At 66.0% G+C, this 17,377-nt stretch carries 14 protein-coding genes and 1 pseudogene; 10 read left to right on the top strand and 5 right to left on the bottom strand.

What is annotated here, in order from left to right; translation table 11 throughout:
• The 9 genes and pseudogenes from HMPREF9440_RS12130 to HMPREF9440_RS07930 all read left to right on the top strand — a co-directional run.
• Positions 1–345: pseudogene (locus HMPREF9440_RS12130) on the top strand (aminoglycoside phosphotransferase); the annotation flags it as partial.
• Between the two features lie 5 nt (positions 346–350).
• Positions 351–1,133 (top strand): nucleotidyltransferase family protein, encoded by a 783-nt coding sequence (locus HMPREF9440_RS07965; protein WP_008543155.1) that lies wholly within the window; start codon positions 351–353, stop codon positions 1,131–1,133.
• A complete protein-coding gene (gene dusB / locus HMPREF9440_RS07960; RefSeq protein WP_008543154.1) occupies positions 1,130–2,110 on the top strand; it encodes a tRNA dihydrouridine synthase DusB in 981 nt (326 codons plus the stop codon). The genes HMPREF9440_RS07965 and dusB overlap by 4 nt, the downstream gene beginning before the upstream one ends.
• On the top strand, positions 2,107–2,412 hold the full coding sequence (locus tag HMPREF9440_RS07955) for a helix-turn-helix domain-containing protein (protein WP_008543153.1): 306 nt from the start codon (positions 2,107–2,109) through the stop codon (positions 2,410–2,412). Before dusB ends, HMPREF9440_RS07955 begins: the two co-directional genes overlap by 4 nt.
• Positions 2,413–2,443: 31 nt before the next feature.
• Entirely contained in the window at positions 2,444–3,997 is a 1,554-nt protein-coding gene (purH, locus tag HMPREF9440_RS07950; protein WP_008543152.1) for a bifunctional phosphoribosylaminoimidazolecarboxamide formyltransferase/IMP cyclohydrolase, read from the top strand.
• A gap of 225 nt (positions 3,998–4,222) precedes the next feature.
• Entirely contained in the window at positions 4,223–5,473 is a 1,251-nt protein-coding gene (gene tolB, locus HMPREF9440_RS07945) for a Tol-Pal system beta propeller repeat protein TolB (protein ID WP_008543151.1), read from the top strand.
• A gap of 61 nt (positions 5,474–5,534) precedes the next feature.
• Positions 5,535–6,083, top strand: coding sequence for a peptidoglycan-associated lipoprotein Pal (gene pal / locus HMPREF9440_RS07940; RefSeq protein WP_008543149.1), 549 nt, complete (start codon positions 5,535–5,537; stop codon positions 6,081–6,083).
• A gap of 54 nt (positions 6,084–6,137) precedes the next feature.
• On the top strand, positions 6,138–6,896 hold the full coding sequence (ybgF, locus tag HMPREF9440_RS07935) for a tol-pal system protein YbgF (protein ID WP_008543147.1): 759 nt from the start codon (positions 6,138–6,140) through the stop codon (positions 6,894–6,896).
• Between the two features lie 160 nt (positions 6,897–7,056).
• Complete coding sequence (locus tag HMPREF9440_RS07930) at positions 7,057–8,679, top strand: NAD-dependent malic enzyme (RefSeq protein WP_008543146.1); 1,623 nt, start codon at positions 7,057–7,059, stop codon at positions 8,677–8,679.
• 141 nt (positions 8,680–8,820) lie between these two features.
• Here HMPREF9440_RS07930 and HMPREF9440_RS07925 read toward each other — a convergent pair whose 3' ends face one another.
• Together HMPREF9440_RS07925 and metG are read right to left on the bottom strand one after the other, a co-directional pair.
• Positions 8,821–10,566, bottom strand: coding sequence for a SulP family inorganic anion transporter (locus HMPREF9440_RS07925; protein ID WP_008543145.1), 1,746 nt, complete (start codon positions 10,564–10,566; stop codon positions 8,821–8,823).
• A gap of 181 nt (positions 10,567–10,747) precedes the next feature.
• A complete protein-coding gene (metG, locus tag HMPREF9440_RS07920) occupies positions 10,748–12,835 on the bottom strand; it encodes a methionine--tRNA ligase (protein ID WP_392392000.1) in 2,088 nt (695 codons plus the stop codon).
• 276 nt (positions 12,836–13,111) lie between these two features.
• Between metG and apbC the strand changes: the two genes are divergently transcribed.
• Positions 13,112–14,197 (top strand): iron-sulfur cluster carrier protein ApbC, encoded by a 1,086-nt coding sequence (gene apbC, locus HMPREF9440_RS07915; RefSeq protein ID WP_148516566.1) that lies wholly within the window; start codon positions 13,112–13,114, stop codon positions 14,195–14,197.
• On the opposite strand, the gene HMPREF9440_RS07910 is transcribed toward apbC, so the two are convergent.
• The 3 genes from HMPREF9440_RS07910 to HMPREF9440_RS07900 form a co-directional block, all read right to left on the bottom strand.
• Positions 14,155–14,466, bottom strand: a complete 312-nt coding sequence (locus HMPREF9440_RS07910) for a hypothetical protein (RefSeq protein WP_008543142.1) — start codon at positions 14,464–14,466, stop codon at positions 14,155–14,157. The two genes, apbC and HMPREF9440_RS07910, sit on opposite strands and share 43 nt — an antisense overlap.
• 357 nt (positions 14,467–14,823) lie before the next feature.
• Entirely contained in the window at positions 14,824–15,909 is a 1,086-nt protein-coding gene (locus tag HMPREF9440_RS07905; RefSeq protein WP_008543140.1) for an NAD(P)/FAD-dependent oxidoreductase, read from the bottom strand.
• 155 nt (positions 15,910–16,064) lie between these two features.
• Positions 16,065–17,377: M48 family metalloprotease (locus tag HMPREF9440_RS07900; RefSeq protein ID WP_008543138.1), on the bottom strand; the 1,313-nt coding region annotated here is incomplete at its 5' end.

Raw genomic sequence — 17,377 nt, 5'->3', positions numbered from 1 at the left:
GCGAGCCTTCTGCGCGACGCCTTCGTGAGCTGGGGCGAGAGCTTCGTCCTCGACACGACGATCCGCTACTGGGAAAAGGCACGCCGCGCCGGGATCCCCGTGCCGGAGGATTTCGGCGTCTTCTACCGCGACGTCGAATTCATGGGCGTGCAGCGCCACCTCAAGGTCCTCGGGATCTTCGCGCGCATCAACTACCGCGACGGCAAGCCCAAGTACCTCGCCGACACGCCGCGCTTCATCGACTACGTGCGCAAGACCTCGCAGCGCTACAGCGAGCTCTCGCCCCTCATGCACCTGATCGAACGGCTCGAAGGCCCGACGATCAAGGTGGGCTACACGTTCTGACGCCGATGCGCGCCATGGTCTTCTGTGCGGGTGCGGGGAGCCGCCTGCGCCCGTTGACGAGGCTTCTGCCGAAGCCTCTCGTCGCCGTCGGGAGGCTCCCGATGGCGGTGCGCGTTCTGCTTGCGCTTCGCCGCGCCGGGATCCGCGAAGCGGTGCTGAACCTCGCGCACGGCGCCGACGCCGTGCCCGCCGCGCTCGGTACGGGTGAGGCGCTCGGCATGCGGCTCTTCTACAGCCGTGAAGGGAGCACCGCCGAAGAGGCGCTCGAAACCCGCGGGGGGCTCGTCCGCGCCATGGATCTTCTCACCGACAACGGCCGGTACGAGCACTTCATCGCCGTCGCCGGAGACATTGTTTCGGACTACGACTTCTTCCGCCTGACCGAACGTGCCCGGTGCTGGGAGGCGGACCCCGCGTGCGCGCCCGCCGCGCACCTCGTGCTCGTACCCAACCCCGCCTACCACCCGCAGGGCGACATGGCGCTCGCTCCGGAGGGCGCCGTCTCGCGGGAGGGCGCCGGAGAGCGACTCACGTTCGCGTCCATCGGTCTCTACCGGGCCGACGCCTTCGCGGGCCTTCCCGATGGGCGCTCGCCCTTGTTCCCGTGGCTCTGGGAGAAGCGCCTGACCGGCGAAAAATTCGTCGGCCCCTGGGCGAACGTGGGCGACCCCGCGGAATTGACCGCGGCGCGCTCGCGCTGGACGGGGGACGCCGGGGACGCGGCGCGTTTGGGCGTCGGCCCCGACGAATGGACGAACCTTCTGCGCACCTACGGAGCCCGCGGATGATCAAGCTCGGTTCCCACATTATTGAGAACCCCGTGATGCTCGCCCCGATGGCGGGGATGAGCGACCTGCCCTTTCGAGAGATCTGCCGCGCCGAGGGCGCAGGCTACGCGGTCGGCGAAATGACGGCGAGCAAGCCGGAACTGCGCGAAAGCCGCAAGAGCTCCACCCGTTGGGCGGACGAGCGCGAGTCCGGAATCCGCGTCGTGCAGATTCTCGGGGCCGATCCCGCCCACATGGCGGACGCCGCGCGCTACGCCGCGGACGGGGGCGCGCACGTCGTCGACATCAACATGGGCTGCCCCGCGAAGAAGGTGCTGAACGCCGCCTGCGGGAGCGCCCTGATGCGGGACGAACCCCTGGTTGGCCGGATTTTGGATGCGGTCGTCAACGCGGTTTCGGTGCCCGTCACGCTCAAGATCCGCACGGGCTGGAGCCGTGAGATGAAGAACGCGCTCACGATCGCGAAGATGGCCGAAGCCGCGGGGATCGCGATGCTCGTCATCCACGGGCGCACGCGAGAAGACGGTTTCCGGGGGCAAGCCGAGTACGACACGATCCGTGAGGTGAAGGCCGCGGTCTCGATTCCGGTCGTCGCCAACGGCGACATCGACGGCCCCGGGAAAGCCCTTGATGTGATGCGGATGACGGGTGCCGACGGCGTGATGATCGGCCGCGCAACCTATGGGAATCCTTGGGTGATGGGCGCAGTGGCGGCGGCGCTCGGAACCGGCCCCGCCTGGACCGAGCCCGATCTCGTGCGCCGGCGCGCGACGGTGCTCCGTCACATGGCGCTTCATTTCGATTACTATGGCGGGCAACGCGGCGCGGTGACGATCCGCAAGCATCTCGCGCACTACCTGCGCGCCGTTCCCGGGTCCGAGCTTTTCCTCCCCGAGATCCTCGCCGAGCGTGATCCCGACCGCCAGACCGACCTCGTGCGCCGCGCGTTCGACGCCGCACCCGATTCCTCATCATGAACGAATTCCCGGACGACACGCCGGTTGATCCTTCCCTGATCGACCTTCCCGAAACGGCCTTCAACACCAAGGACTACGAATTGGACGCCGTGGTGGTCGCCAAGCTCGACCGTTATTTCGAGCAGCTCGAAGGACGCCATCCCCACCCCCTCTATGAGCTCGTCATCCACGCCGTGGAACGCCCGCTCCTGCTCTACGCCATGGGGATGTGCCAGAACAACCAGTGTGCCGCCGCCAAGCTTTTGGGCATCAACCGAAACACGCTCCGAAAGAAGCTCACCCGACACGGGCTTTTTCTCTGAGCGCGCTTTCAACTTTTAGGAAATTGGAACCATGCGCAAGCAAGCACTCATCAGCGTCTCCGACAAGACCGGCGTCGTCGACTTCGCCCGTGCCTTGGCCGGACTCGGCTACCACATCCTCTCGACGGGCGGCACCGCGAAGCTCCTCGAAAAGGAAGGCGTCGCCTGCCAGGAAGTGGCCGACTACACGGGCTTCCCGGAGATGCTCGACGGCCGCGTCAAGACCCTGAACCCCAAGATCCACGCGGGCATCCTCGCGCGCCGTCCGGTCGCCGAACACATGGCCGCGCTCGAAGCCCATGCGATCGACCCGATCGACCTCGTGGTCGTCAACCTCTATCCGTTTGAGCAGACCGTCGCCAAGCCCGACTGCACGTTCGAAGACGCCGTCGAGAACATCGACATCGGCGGCCCGACGATGATCCGCGCCGCGGCGAAGAACCACGAATCCGTCGCGGTCGTCGTCGACCCCGCGGACTACGACGCGGTCCTCGCCGAAATCCGCGCCGAGGGCGCCGTCACCCCCGCGACGCGCCTCGCGCTCGCGAAGAAGGTGTTCGCGCACACCGCCCGCTATGACGGCATGATCGCGAACTACCTCACGAGCCTCACGCCCGAAGGCGAACGCGGCCTCTTCCCCGAAACCTTCAACCGCCAGTGGGTGAAGGTCCAGGACATGCGCTACGGCGAAAATCCGCACCAACAGGCGGCCTTCTACCGTGAAGTGAACGTCGCGCCGGGGCTTTTGGCCGGGTACGAGCAGCTCCAGGGGAAGGAACTGAGCTACAACAACATCGCCGACAGCGACGCGGCCTGGGAATGCTGCCGCTCGTTTGCGGAACCCTGCTGCGTCATCATCAAGCACGCGAACCCCTGCGGCGTCGCGATCGGCGCGGACGTCGCCGAAGCCTACGCCAAGGCCTTCCAGACGGACAGCAAGAGTGCCTTCGGCGGCATCATCGCCTTCAACCGCGAAGTCTCCGGCGCCTGCGCCGAAATGGTCGCGAAGCAGTTCGCCGAAGTGATCATCGCCCCGGCCTTCTCGGCTGAAGCCCTCGCCGTCTTCGGCGCGAAGAAGAACCTGCGCCTCTTGACGGTCGCTTTGGGCGGCGCTCAGAACGACTTCGACTTCAAGCGCGTGGGCGGCGGTCTTCTTGTTCAGACGCCGGACAACCAGCTCTGCGGCGCCGATGCGCTCCGCTGCGTCACGGAAAAGCAGCCGACGGAAGGTCAGATCCAGGACATGCTCTTCGCGTGGAACGTCGCCCGCTTCGTCAAGTCCAACACGATCGTCTACGTGCGCGACGGCATGACGCTCGGCGTCGGCGCCGGTCAGATGAGCCGCGTCGACAGCGCGCGCATCGCCGCCATCAAGGCTGAGGAAGCCGGTCTCTCGCTCGAAGGCAGCGTCGCCGCCTCGGACGCGTTCTTCCCGTTCCGCGACGGCCTCGACGTCGTGGTCGACGCGGGCGCCTCGGCGGTGATCCAGCCGGGCGGGTCGATCCGCGACGACGAGGTGATCGCCGCCGCGAACGAACGCGGCATCGCCATGGTCTTCACGGGCGAACGTCACTTCCGCCACTAAGCTTCGGCGAATAGTTAAAAAGCGCTTCGGTGCGGGCGGGCTCGTCGGCACGAAGCGCTTTTTTCGCTTATATTGGCTCGTACACCGGGCGTTCCGAGTACGCCCACAGACTTCTTCGGGCCGCACGCTTGGGCGGCCCCGTCCCCCTATTGGGAGTGAGTTTCCGTGACGGATCGCAACGATCTCGGCGGCCGTTGGAGCCGCCGCACCCTCTTGGGCGCCGGCATGTGCGCCGCCGTTCTTCCGACGGCGGCCCTGGCCGACCTGCGCATCGAAATCACCGGCGTCGGCGCCAATCAGACCCCCATCGTCATCTGTCCCTTCATGGGCGGGGAGGATGCGCCCGAGAACGTCGCCGACGTGGTGGGCGCGGACCTGACGCGCTCCGGCTCCTTCCGCGTCATGGCGCCCAAGAGCGTGCCGACGTTGGGCAACGACGAGTCGCTGCGCACCGCGCTCGCGGATGCCGCGGCGGCGGGCGCCGTCGCCCTCGTGGTCGGCACGGCGAACGTGCTCGCGAACGGCACGTGGGACCTGCGCATGTCGGTCTACGAGATCTCGACGGGTGAGGTGGTCGACAGCCACGGCATCGCTGCGCAGCCCGATCAGCTGCGCATGGCCGCGCACCGCTTCGCCGACCGGCTCTACACGCGCTACACCGGCGAAGGTCCGATGTTCGCGTCGCGCCTCGCGTACGTCGCGCAGCTCGGCCGCCGCCACTACGAACTCATCATCACGGAGTGCGACGGCGCGAACCCGCGCACGGCGCTCCGCTCGACCGAACCGATCATTTCGCCCGCGTGGTCGCCCGAGGGCGCGCGCATCGCGTACGTGAGCTTCGAGCACAAGAAGCCCGTCGTCTACGTGCACGAGCTCGCGACGGGCGTGCGCCGCGCCGTGGCGAACTTCCCCGGGAACAATTCCGCGCCGGCCTTTTCGCCCGACGGCCGCCAGCTCGCGATCGCACTCTCGCGCGACGGCCTCACGCAGATCTACCTCATCAACGTCGACGGCGGGAACCTCCGCCGCTTCACGCGCAGCTACGGCATCGACACCGAGCCCACCTTCAGCGCCGACGGCAAGTGGATCTACTTCACGAGCGACCGCGGCGGCACGCCTCAGATCTACCGCCAGCCCGTCGCGGGGGGCGCCGCCGAACGCATCACCTTCGGCTCGAACTACGCGATCAGTCCGGCGGTCTCGCCCGACGGCAAGCGCATCGCGTACGTCTCGCGCCTCGAAGGCCGCTTCCGCCTCGCCGTCATGGACCTCAGCAACGCGCAGGACCTCCTCGTCACGCACACCGAGCGCGACGAATCGCCCGCCTTCGCCCCGAACGGGCGCTTCCTCGTCTACGCGACGGAAGAGAACGGCCGGGGCGTCCTCGGCACCTGCTCGGCGGACGCGCGCCTGACGACGCGCTTGGTCGGCGACGGCGACATCCGCGAGCCCGCCTGGGGCCCGGTGATCTACTGACCCAACACCAAGAGAAGATGAGGCGGGCTCCGCGCCCGCCCGACATTTCGGAGTAAAGCTCATGACCATGCACTGGAAGGCCGCTGCGGCCGCCCTCGCCCTCGCCGGGCTCCTCACGGGTTGCGCGAGCAGCGTCTCGCTCGACGAAGACGCCAAGACCGGCACGTTGGCCGGCGAAGCCGCCCAGACGGAACAGGTCTCGACGAATCCCTTCACGGATCCGGCGAACCCGCTCTCGCAGCGTTCGATCTACTTCGGCTTCGACGCCTACGACGTCGCGCCCGAATACGTGCCCTACATCGAGGCGCACGCCAAGTGGCTGATCGAGCACCCCGAAGTGAAGATCGCCATTCAGGGGAACACCGACGAGCGCGGCGGCCGCGAGTACAACCTCGCGCTGGGGCAGAAGCGCTCCGAAGCCGTGAAGCAGCGCCTCGTCCTGATGGGCGTGCCCGCCTCGCGCCTTGAAGCCGTCTCCTTCGGCAAGGAAAAGCCCGTCGCCACGGGCCACACCGAAGAAGCCTGGGCGCAGAACCGCCGCGCCGACCTGGTCTACCCGGCCGAGTACGCGGCGCCCGCGCCGCAGCCCGCCGAAGGCGCGCAGCCCTGACCGCATCCGTGCGCCGCGTGAGGAGTCTCCCGCGGCGCGCATCCCGGAGGATTCATGCTGACCAAGAACCTGACGGCCGCGCGCGTCGCGGCCGCGCTTCTGGCGGCCACGGCCGCCTTTTCCGCCCACGCCTTTGCGGACGACGACGCGCGCCGCGCGATTCTGGAGCTCCGCGAGGAAGTGAAGTCCCTGCGCGCGGACCTCGCGACGACGCGCAACGCGCAGTTCCAGCTGGTGAGCGAAATCAACGCCTTGAAGGAACACAACCGTCACCTGACGGGGGACCTGGAGGAACTGCGCAATCAGCTCGCGGTCGAACAGCGCTCGACCCGCGACCTCTACCAGTCTTTGGACGGGCGCATCGGGGCGTTTGAGCCCGTGACGGTGACGATCAACGGCGAGCAGCATCAGGTCGATCCTGCGGAAAAGGCCGAGTACGACGCCGCGGTGCTCCTCCTGCAGGACAACCAGTTCAAGGACGCGTTGACGAAGTTCGACCGCTTCGCCGCGAAGTGGCCCGAGTCGCCCTACCGCCAGGAGGCGCTCTTTTGGGAGGGGACCTGCGCCTTCGCGCTGGAGCGCTACAAGGACGCCATCGACTCCCAGAACCGGCTTTTGAAGGACTACCCGAAGGGCGTGCGCGCCCCCGACGCGATGCTTTTGGTCGGGAGCTCCCAGGCGGCCGCGGGCAACGTCAAGGCCGCCACGGCCACCTTCAACAAGGTTCTCAAGACTTACCCCGAGAGCGACGCTGCCGCCGCGGCAAAGTCGCGTCTTTCGGACATGAAGGCGGGCGCGAAGTCCGGGAAATAGCGGAAGTAGGCCGAACGGCTGAGACAAAAGGCCGCTGACAGGCTGTTACAATGCTTCCCGATGGGCGCGACGGTCACGGCCGCCGCGCCTTTTTCATAGACCCTTGAGCGCCCCTGCGGGGTGGCCTTGGGAATGAAACCGACTTCGAGAAGAAGGAACCATGTCGAACCAAAATCAGTGTGTCCGCGGGGCGGACGTTCTCGTCAATGCGCATCTCAACCGCGGCGTCGGCTTTTCGGCCGAAGCCCGCGACCGTCTCGGTCTCCGCGGACTCCTCCCGCCCGCCGTCTCTTCGGCGGAAAACCAGGTCGCGCGTGCCCTCGCGCTGATCGACAGCCGTCCGGACCCGCTCGGCAAGTACCTCGAACTTGACGCCATCCGCGCTGCCGACGAAAACCTCTTCTTCAAGCTCCTCATCGAGCACACCGACCGCTTCATGCCGATCGTCTACACCCCGACCGTGGGTGAGGTCTGCCAGAAGTTCAGCCACATCTACCGCTTCCCGCGCGGGCTCTTCGTCTCCTACGAAGACCGCGGCCGCGTCGAGGAGCTCGTCGCCAACTGCCCGCAGGAAGAAGTCGACGTGATCGTCGTCACCGACGGTCAGCGCATCCTGGGCCTGGGCGACCTCGGCATGAATGGCATGGGCATCCCGATGGGGAAGCTCTCGCTCTACACGGCCTGTGCCGGGATCGATCCCGCCCGCACGCTCCCCGTCACGATCGACGTGGGCACGAACACCGAGGCGTATCTCAACGACCCGCTCTACCTCGGCCTTCGCCGTGAACGCGTCACGGGCGACGAATACTTCGCGCTCGTCGACGAATTCATCCAGGCCGCGCGCCGCCGTTGGCCGAAGGTCCTCATCCAGTTCGAAGACTTCGGCAACCACAACGCGTTCGAACTCCTGCGCCGCTACCAGGACAAGATCCTCTGCTTCAACGACGACATCCAGGGTACGGCCGCCGTCGCTCTGACGGGCGTCTACAGCGCCGTGCGCGTGACGAAGAAGCCCCTCGCTGAGCAGACCTTCCTCTTCCTCGGCGCGGGCGAAGCCGCGACCGGCATCGCGAACCTCATCGTCGACGCGTTGGTCGACGAAGGGATGGACCGCGCCGAAGCCCTCAAGCACTGCTGCCTCTTCGACTCGAAGGGGCTCGTGACGGCCGCCCGCACGGGTCTCGCCGAGAACAAGCAGCCCTTCGCGCACGAACTCCCCGAGTGCCGCACGTTCCTTGAAGCCGTGCGCGCCGTGCGCCCGACCGGGATCGTCGGCGTCGCCGCCCAGCCCAAGGCCTTCGACGCCGCGGTGCTCCGCGAAATGGCCGCGATCAACGAGCGCCCGATCATCTTCGCGCTCTCGAACCCGACCTCGCGCGCCGAGTGCGACGCCGAAACCGCCTACCGTGAAACGGACGGCCGCGCGCTCTTCGCGTCGGGCTCGCCCTTCGCGCCCGTCGAACTGAACGGCCGCACGTTCGTGCCCCGTCAGGGCAACAACAGCTACGTGTTCCCGGGGCTGGGGTTGGGCGCCGTCTTCGCGCAGGCCGAATGGATGCCGACCGGCATGTTCCTCGCCGCCGCGCGCACGCTCGCCGAAACGGTCTCGGAAGAAGACCTCGAACGCGGCTCGCTCTATCCGTCGCTCTCCGAAGTGCGCGACGTGTCGATGAAGATCGGCGTCGCGATCGCCGAGTACGCCTACGAGCACGGCCTCGCCCGCAACGAACGTCCCGCGGACCTCGAAGCGGCCGTCAAGGCCTTCATGTACATGCCCGAATAATCGGCGCCGGTACGGGGCTCCTCTGGATGGGGAGCCCGCCCCGAAGCGAAACGCCCGACAGCCTCTCCGGCCGCCGGGCGTTTTGTTCTTGGCGGGAAGGGGCCCCCGAGGCCCCTTCCGTGATCAATGGTTGAGAAGGGGTCAGTGACGGCCGTGGGACGCAGCGCGGGCGCGGTCCTTCTCGTCCAATTCGGCCAGGACCGTGTTGACGCGGGCCAGGGCGAACTCCATGTTCGGGACGAGGTTGGGGCCGAGCGCTTGGGCGATGCCCGTGCGCTGAAGCTGCTTCAACGGGTGCCCCGAGGGGCCCGCGATGATGAGCTCGTGGTTGTGGCGGTGGAGCGCACGCACGAAGGTCTCGATCTGGTCCATCGCCGAATTGTCGATGTTGATGAGTTCCTCCATGTCGAGGATGACGACGCGGGAGGACCCCGCACGGGTGATGCGGGTCGGGTCGGTGACGGGTTCGAGTTTCGAGACAGAGCCGAAGAAGAGCGCGCCCTTGATGTGCCAGGCTTCGACCGTGTCGGGCACGTTGAAGGGCAGGGTCGCGGGCTCGACCACCGTGATGTTGTTCATGCGCATGAGGAAGAAGACGCAGGCGACGACCAAGCCCACTTCGACGGCGACGGTGAGATCGAACACCACCGTGAGGAAGAAGGTGACCAAAAGCGTCGCCTTGTAGGAGAGCGTCATCTGGCGAAGGCGCACGAATTCGCGCCAGTTCCCCATGTTCCAGGCGACGAAGACGAGGATCGCGGCGAGGGCCGAGAGCGGGATGTTGCTCGCCAGGGGCGCCGCGGCGAGGATCACCACGAGAAGCGTCACGGCGTGGACCATGCCGGCGACGGGCGAGGCCGCCCCCGACTTGATGTTCGTCACCGTACGCGCGATGGTGCCCGTCGCGGGAATGCCGCCGAAGAAGGGCACGATCATGTTGGCGACGCCCTGGCCCATCAGTTCCTGGTTGGGGTCGTGGCGGTCGTCCGTCATCGTGTCGGAGACGCGCGCGCAGAGGAGGCTCTCGATCGAGCCCAGAACGGCGAGCGTCAGCATCGGGCCGAAGAGCTGCTTCGCGGTGTCCCACTCAAAGGTCGGGAACGTGAGCGAGGGAAGTTCCTGCGGGATGCCGCCGAACTTCGTGCCGATCGTCTCGACGGGAAGACCGAAGAGCGAGACGGCGGCGGTCGAGATGACGAGGACGACGACGGTGCCGGGCAGGTGCGCGAGCCACTTCTTCCACTGCGGACCGCTCATGCTGTAGCCATTGGGCCAGAACTTCACGATCAGAAAGCTCACGAGGGCGATCGCGACCGCCCAGGGGTTGACCGTCCCGATGTGGGTGAAGACCGCGGAGATCATCCCGAAGAAGTCCGCGGGCATCTTCTCGACGGTGAGGCCGAGGAAGTCCTTCACCTGCTGCAAGCCGATCATCACGGCGATGCCGTTCGTGAAGCCGATCACGATCGAGACCGGGATGAAGCGGATGAGGCCGCCCAGCTTGAAGAGCCCCATCAGAAAGAGGATGAAGCCCGAGCCCAAGGTCGCCAACATCAGGTTCGAGAGCCCGTACTGCGCGATGATCCCGTAGATGATGACGACGAAGGCGCCCGCGGGGCCGCCGATCTGCACGCGGCAGCCGCCCAGAAGCGAAATGATGAAGCCCGCGATGATCGCGGTGTAGAGCCCCGCTTCGGGCGGGACGCCCGAGGCGATGCCGAAGGCCATCGCCAGCGGAAGCGCCACCATGCCGACCGTGAGGCCGGCGGAAACGTCGCGCGAGAGCATGCGCGTGTTGTACGTCTTCAGCGACTGCAGAAAAACGGGGGAGAAGCGTGCGAGCGGCATGTGCGTCAGGAACTCGCTCACCTGCGTCTTGAAACTCATTTGGACAAACTCGGGTCAGGGCGGGGAAAGCGTCTCGACGGGCGGGAATTTGCCAATCGAAACCAAATAAACAAACTATTGTAGAAAAAAGGCGCCATCCTTTCGGACGACGCCTTTGTTGTGCGACAAACCCTAGGGCTTTTGCCTATGCGGCGCGGCCCCGGGGCGTCTCAAAGGGGCCTCAGCGGATGCGCATGCCGGGCTGCGCGCCGGCGTGGGGCTCCAGAAGGAAGAGGCCGAGCGACTTGTCTTCGGCGTCGCTCGCCGCGAGCACCATGCCTTCGGAGACGCCGAAACGCATCTTGCGCGGGGCGAGGTTCGCGATCACGACCGTGTGGCGGCCGATGAGATCCGCGGGCTTGTAGGCGCTCTTGATCCCGGAGAAGACGTTGCGGGTGCGGCCTTCGCCGAGGTCGAGCGTCAGCTGCAGGAGCTTCGTCGAACCATCGACCTCCTTGCAGTCGACGATCTTCGCGATGCGCAGGTCGATCTTCGAGAAGTCGTCGATCGTGCATTCGGGGGCGATCGCTTCGCCGCCGGGAAGCTTCGCGTCGGGGGCGGGTTCTTCGGCGGCCGCTTCGGCGACGCCGGGGAGGAGTTGGTCGAGCTGCTTTTCCATGTCAACGCGCTGCATGAGGTGTTGGTAGGCACGGATGGGGTTGGCGGAGCTGAGCGGGGTGTTGACGTCGTTCCAGGTCATCGGGGCGATGTTGAGGAACGCTTCGACGCGCTCGGCGGTGGCGGGAAGCACGGGCTTCAGGTAGAGGGAAAGGAGGCGGAAGCCTTCGAGCGCGATCGAGGAGACGCGCTGGAGTTCCGCGGCCTTCGCCGGGTCCTTGCCGAGTTCCCAGGGCTTTTCGCGGTCGACGAATTCGTTGATCACGTCGGCCGCTTCCATGACGGCGCGCATGGCGCGGGCGAATTCGCGCTGCTCGTAGAGCGCCTTCACGGCTTCACCCTTGGCGCGGATCGTCTCGAGGATCGGATCCTTCATCGCCGCGTCGTCGATGCGGCCTTCGAAGCGCTTCACGATGAAGCCCGCGGCGCGCGAGGCGATGTTGACGTACTTGCCGATCAGGTCGGAGTTGATGCGCTGCGCGAAGTCGAGCTTCGTAAAGTCGACGTCTTCGACGCGGGCGTTCATCTTCGCGGCGAGGAAGTAGCGGAGCCACTCGGGGTTCATGCCGAGCTCGAGGTAGCGAAGGGGCGAAATCCCCGTGCCGCGGCTCTTCGACATCTTTTCGCCGTTGACCGTCATGAAGCCGTGGGCGTTCACGTGGTCGGGCGTGCGGAAGGGCTTCCCGGCGAAGTGGAGCATCGCGGGCCAGAAGAGCGTGTGGAAGTAGATGATGTCCTTGCCGATGAAGTGGATCTGCTCGGTGTTGCCGGCGAGAAGCTCTTCTTCGAAGTTGAGGCCCTTCTTGTTGCAGTAGCTCTTGAAGGCGGCGAGGTACCCGATCGGGGCGTCGAGCCACACGTAGAAGTACTTGCCCGGGGCGTCCGGAATCGCGATCCCGAAGTAGGGTTCGTCGCGGGAGATGTCCCAGTCGGCGAGACCGCCCTCAACGCCCAGCCATTCGTTGTCCTTGGCGAGCACTTCGTCCTGAACGGTGGGGGCGCCGTCCGCACCCTTGCCGCTCGTCCAGGCGCGCAGGAACTCCACGCACTTGGGATCCGACAGACGGAAGAAGTAGTGGGTGGACTTCTTCAAGACCGGCGTCGTGCCGGAAAGGGTCGAATAGGGGTTCACGACCTCCGTCGGGCTGTAGACCGCCGAGCACTTTTCGCAGTTGTCGCCGTACTGGTCCGGCGCGCCGCAGCGCGGGCACGTGCCCTTGATGAAGCGGTCCGCGAGGAACATGCCCTTCGCGTTGTCGTAGAACTGCTCGATTTCCTTCGTGTAGATGAGGCCTTCGGCGACGAGGCGCTTGTAGATCTCCTGGGAGAGCTCGTGGTTCTCGGGGGAATCCGTGCTGCTCCATTCGTCAAACGAGATGTGGAAGCCGTCGAGGTACTGACGGCGGCCCGCGGCGATCTCCGCGACGAACTCCTGCGGCGTCACGCCGCGCTTCTGCGCGGCGATCATGATCGGGGCGCCGTGGACGTCGTCCGCGCCCATGAAGTGGACGCGGTTGCCGGACATGCGTTCGTGCCGCACCCAGATGTCGGCCTGGATGTACTCCATGATGTGGCCCATGTGGAAGACGCCGTTCGCATAGGGAAGCGCGGTGGTCACGAAAAGATTGCGCTGACTCATTTGGATAGAGATCTCGTTGGTGAAGACGGGGCCCCAACGGCCGGGCAGATGAGCCCGGCGCGGGCGAACCGCCGGAATAAGGGTATGAACGCGATAGTGTAACAAAGCGCGGTGCGCGCGAGCCCGGCGCCGCGGGCTTCGGCGGGTCCTTCGGGAAAGTGCGGACACGCGTCGACACATGTCGCGTGAGACGGGGAAAACCTTGGGCGCTCCGGGCGGGTCCGGCGCTTGGGGGTGGCTTAGAATGCACGGATCTTTTCTTTACCGAACCGGATGGAGCAGCAACTCATGATCACCGCCGAAACGCTTCGCGCGGCCCTCGCGGGTCTCCAGGACCCCGTGATGGAGGTCGACTACGTTTCCTCGAACATGCTGAAGAGCCTGGAGGTCGCCGACAACGGCGACGTCACGGTCTCGATCGAGCTCGGCTATCCGGCGCGTCACCGCGCGCAGGCCGTGGGCGAGCGCGTGGGCGAATGCCTCAAGGCCGCGGGTGCGGCGCACGTGACGGTGAACGTCACGCAGAACATCATCGCGCACAAGGTCCAGGGGACCCTCCGCGTGATGCGCGGCGTCAAGAACATCATCGCGGTGAGCTCCGGCAAGGGCGGCGTCGGCAAGTCGACGGTCTCCGCGAACCTCGCGCTCGCGCTCGCGTACGAAGGCGCCAACGTGGGCGTCCTGGACGCCGACGTCTACGGCCCCTCGCAGCCGACGATGCTGGGCGTCAAGGGCCAGCCCGTCTCGCTCGACGGCCAGACGATGGAACCGCTCCTCGGCCACGGCCTTCAGGTGAATTCCGTCGGCTTCATGGTCGACGAGGACGAACCGATGATCTGGCGCGGTCCGCTCGCCGCGGGCGCCCTGGAGCAGCTTTTGAACCAGACCAACTGGAAGGACCTCGACTACCTCGTCGTCGACATGCCCCCGGGCACGGGCGACATTCAGCTGACGCTCTCGCAGTCGGTGCCGATCACGGGCGCGGTCGTCGTGACGACCCCGCAGGACATCGCGCTGATCGACGCGAAGAAGGGCCTGCGCATGTTCGAAAAGGTCAACGTTCCCGTCCTGGGCGTCGTCGAAAACATGTCGGTCTTCATCTGCCCCAAGTGCGGCGAAGCGCACCACATCTTCGGCGAAGGCGGTGCGGAGCGCATGAGCGAACAGTACGGCGTGCCCGTGCTCGGGCACCTGCCCCTTTCCGCCCGCATCCGTGAAGAGGCCGACGGCGGCTGCCCCACGGTGGTGAAGGACCCGGAAAGCCGCGAAGCGCAGATGTACCGCGAGCTCGCCATGAAGGTGGCGGGTTCGGTCGCGAAGCTCGCGAAGGACTACACGGCGCGCATGCCGCAGATCAAGGTGGTGAAGGACTGAGTCCGAAGCCCCGACTGAAAAGAGAAAAGCCCGCGGAACCGACTCCGGCCCGCGGGCTTTTCGGCGGCTTCGCCCATCAGGGGCATGCCGCCCGGACCCGCGTGCACGATCGCCTTCGCTTCGAAGGCGGCGTGGAGGGGATCCTCGGCGTTCGCGACGAAGCCGGAGACGTCGAGGTCGTCCGCGCTCCCGAGACGCTCCGCCATGCGGCGGGCGCCCGCTTCAAAAGTCGTCCGGTGGGCGTTGGGGGTTACGCGCTCGGTCGTCATGTTGTGGGCTCCTGTCAAATGTGCGAAATGAGAATCATTCGCGAAAGAAAGCACGACGATACGTGGCGGGACAAGGCTTGGGAAGGTGCGGTACGCCGGTTTTCTAGGAAAGTGCCGGAACTGACCGTTGCTTGACTTTTCTTGGGGTTTCCACGGAAATCGGGGATGACTGGGCATGTCGGCGTCGCGCGGGAAAAGATGCCGTCACGCAAATGCGGGATGAGTTTCGTTGGTGAAATTTATGGAACACCGGTACCTCATAGAAAAACGCGAAAACGAGGCGCACAAAAAAGCCGCACCCCCTCGGGATGCGGCTTTTTCGAGTCCAATCAGGCCGAATGGGCTGACCGGATCCGCTTAATCGTCTTCGAAGTTCGGCGTTTCGACGCCAAGAACCTTGTGGAGCTTCGGCGACGTGGTCGTGTACTGCAGGAAGACGCGCTTTTCCGGGAAGACGTAGTCGCAGGCGGCGAAGGCCGCCAACGCGCACTCGTGGAAGCCCGAGAGGATGAGCTTCTTCTTGCCCGGGTACGTGTTGATGTCGCCCACGGCGAAGATGCCGGGGATGTTCGATTCAAAGCGCGCCGTGTCGACGACGATCTGCTTGCGCTCGAGGTTGAGGCCCCAGTGCTCGATCGGCCCGAGCTTCGGCTGCAGGCCGAAGAAGACGAGGAGATGGTCGAGCGGGATGCGGCGCGTCACGCCGTCGGCGCCCGCGACCAGCACTTCGGTGAGCTTGCCGTCGGCTTCGTTGAAGCCCGTGACCTGGCCCACTTCGAACTGCATTTCCCAGTTCTCGCACAGTTCCTTCATCTTCGCGACCGAGGCGGCCTGCGCGCGGAAGCCGTCGCGGCGGTGCACGAGGACGACGCTTTCGGCCTTGCCGACCAGGTTGAGCGTCCAGTCGAGCGCGGAGTCGCCGCCGCCCAGAATGACGACGTTCTTCCCTTCAAAGACCGAGGGGTCCTTGCAGCTGTAGTGAAGCTGCGTGCCTTCGAACTTTTCGATGCCCTTGACGCGCAGCGGACGGGCCTGGAAGGAGCCCACGCCCGCGGCGATGATCACGACCTTGCAGTGGAAGCGCGTGCCGGCGCTCGTCGCCACGCGGAACATGCCGTCTTCCTGCTTTTCGACTTCGGTCACTTCCTGACCGAGGTGGAAGACCGGCCCGAACGGGTGGATCTGCTTCAGAAGGTTTTCCGTGAGTTCGTACGAGGAGTAGACCGGAACGGCGGGGATGTCGTAGATGGGCTTCGTCGGATAGAGCTCCATGCACTGGCCGCCCACGTTGCGCAGCGAGTCGACGACGTGCGCCTTGATTTCGAGAAGGCCGAGCTCGAACACCTGGAAGAGCCCGACGGGGCCGGCGCCGACGATGACGGCATCGGTTTCGATCACGTCGTCGGTCGGTTCGGCAAGGGTAAGGTAGTCTTCAATAGCCATGACTCAAAGGGCCCGGCGGCCGTGAGGCCCGCGCCGGGCGGATGATTCCGTTCGGGGGTGTGAGAAAAAGAAAGGGATCTGCCGCCCGAGGCGCAGACCGGTGCGCGTATTGTCGCATGGACGGCCCCGTCGTTGAGGCCGTTCGGGAGGCGATTTCACCGGTCCTTCTTCGCCTGCGCGACCGCTTCGCGCAGTTCGCGAAGCCGCGCGTCGATGACGCTCATCGTGTAGAAGTCGCCGTCGTTCGCCTTCTGCGCGAGCGAATACTGGTAGACCGCCGCCTCGTCGGCGCCGAGGAGCGCGTACATCTCGCCCGTGTGCTGGTACTGAAGGCTCTTTTTCCCGAGCTTCTCGTAGGAGCGCGCGAGGATCGCGTGGTAGTCGGGGTCGGTGTCGGGCAGCGCGGTGCCGTTCCTCAGGAACCGGATCAGTTCCTCATGGCGGTCGAGCTCGTAGAGGAGGTCGACATAGTTTTCCGCCATCATCGGCGAGAGCGGGAAGCGGTCGACGGCGCTGCGCGCGTCGGCGAGGATCTTCTCGCGGGTGGACTTCGACGTGGTCGCCTCAAAGCGGGCGCGGAGCAGATTCCTCGTCAAGGACGCGCTCGTCATCCCGCAGGCGGTGCTCGCTTCGGCGTGCCGGAGCGCCGTGGGGAAGTCTTTGAGCCGCGAGGCGACGACCGAGAGGCCGTACTCGAGCGCGCAGGCGTTCTTGCCCGTCGCATCTTTGCGTTCGTCCTGGAGCACCTTCTGGAGCTTCATGAGCGCGTCGTGCGACGTCGCCTGGAGCACCCGTGCGCGGACCTGCATCAGACGGAATTCGTCCGAGTCCTGGTGCATGCGCGTCGGAAGGTTTCTCGTGCGGTTGTCCATGTCTGCCATGCGCTCGACCGTGAGCGGGTGGGTGGAGAGGTAGGCGGGCGCCGCGGACTCGTAGAAGCGGTTGCTGGACTGCAGCCGCGAGAAGAAGCCTTCCATCCCCTTCGGGTCGAACCCCGCCGCGTAGAGCGTCTGAAGACCCACGCGGTCAGCCTCGCGTTCGGCGTCCTGTGAGTAGTTCAGCTGCGACTGGATCATCGCCGCCTGGGAGCCCATCGCGATCGCCGCGGCGGCGTGCCCGCCGGAATTCCCGCCCGCACGCGCGGCGAGAATCGCCAGGAGCACGCTCCCCAGCGTGATCGCGAGGTTCGACTTCTGCCCTTCGATCATGCGCGCGATGTGGCGCTGCGTGACGTGGCCGATTTCGTGCCCCATGACGCCCGCCAATTCGCTCTCGTTTCTCGCCGCGATGATCGTCCCCGTGTGCACGGCGATGAAGCCGCCCGGAAGCGCGAAGGCGTTCAGCGTCTCGTCCCGGATCGGGAAGAAAAAGAAGTTGTACGTGTGGGTGTTCGCGCGGCTCACGAGCGTGTAGCCGAGACGGTTCAGGTACTCGGAGAGTTCCGGGTCCGAGAGGTGCGTCGGGTCGG

It is taken from the genome of Sutterella parvirubra YIT 11816 (assembly GCF_000250875.1).
Lineage (GTDB): Bacteria > Pseudomonadota > Gammaproteobacteria > Burkholderiales > Burkholderiaceae_F > Sutterella > Sutterella parvirubra.
This window is presented reverse-complemented; position numbering and strand designations above follow the sequence as displayed.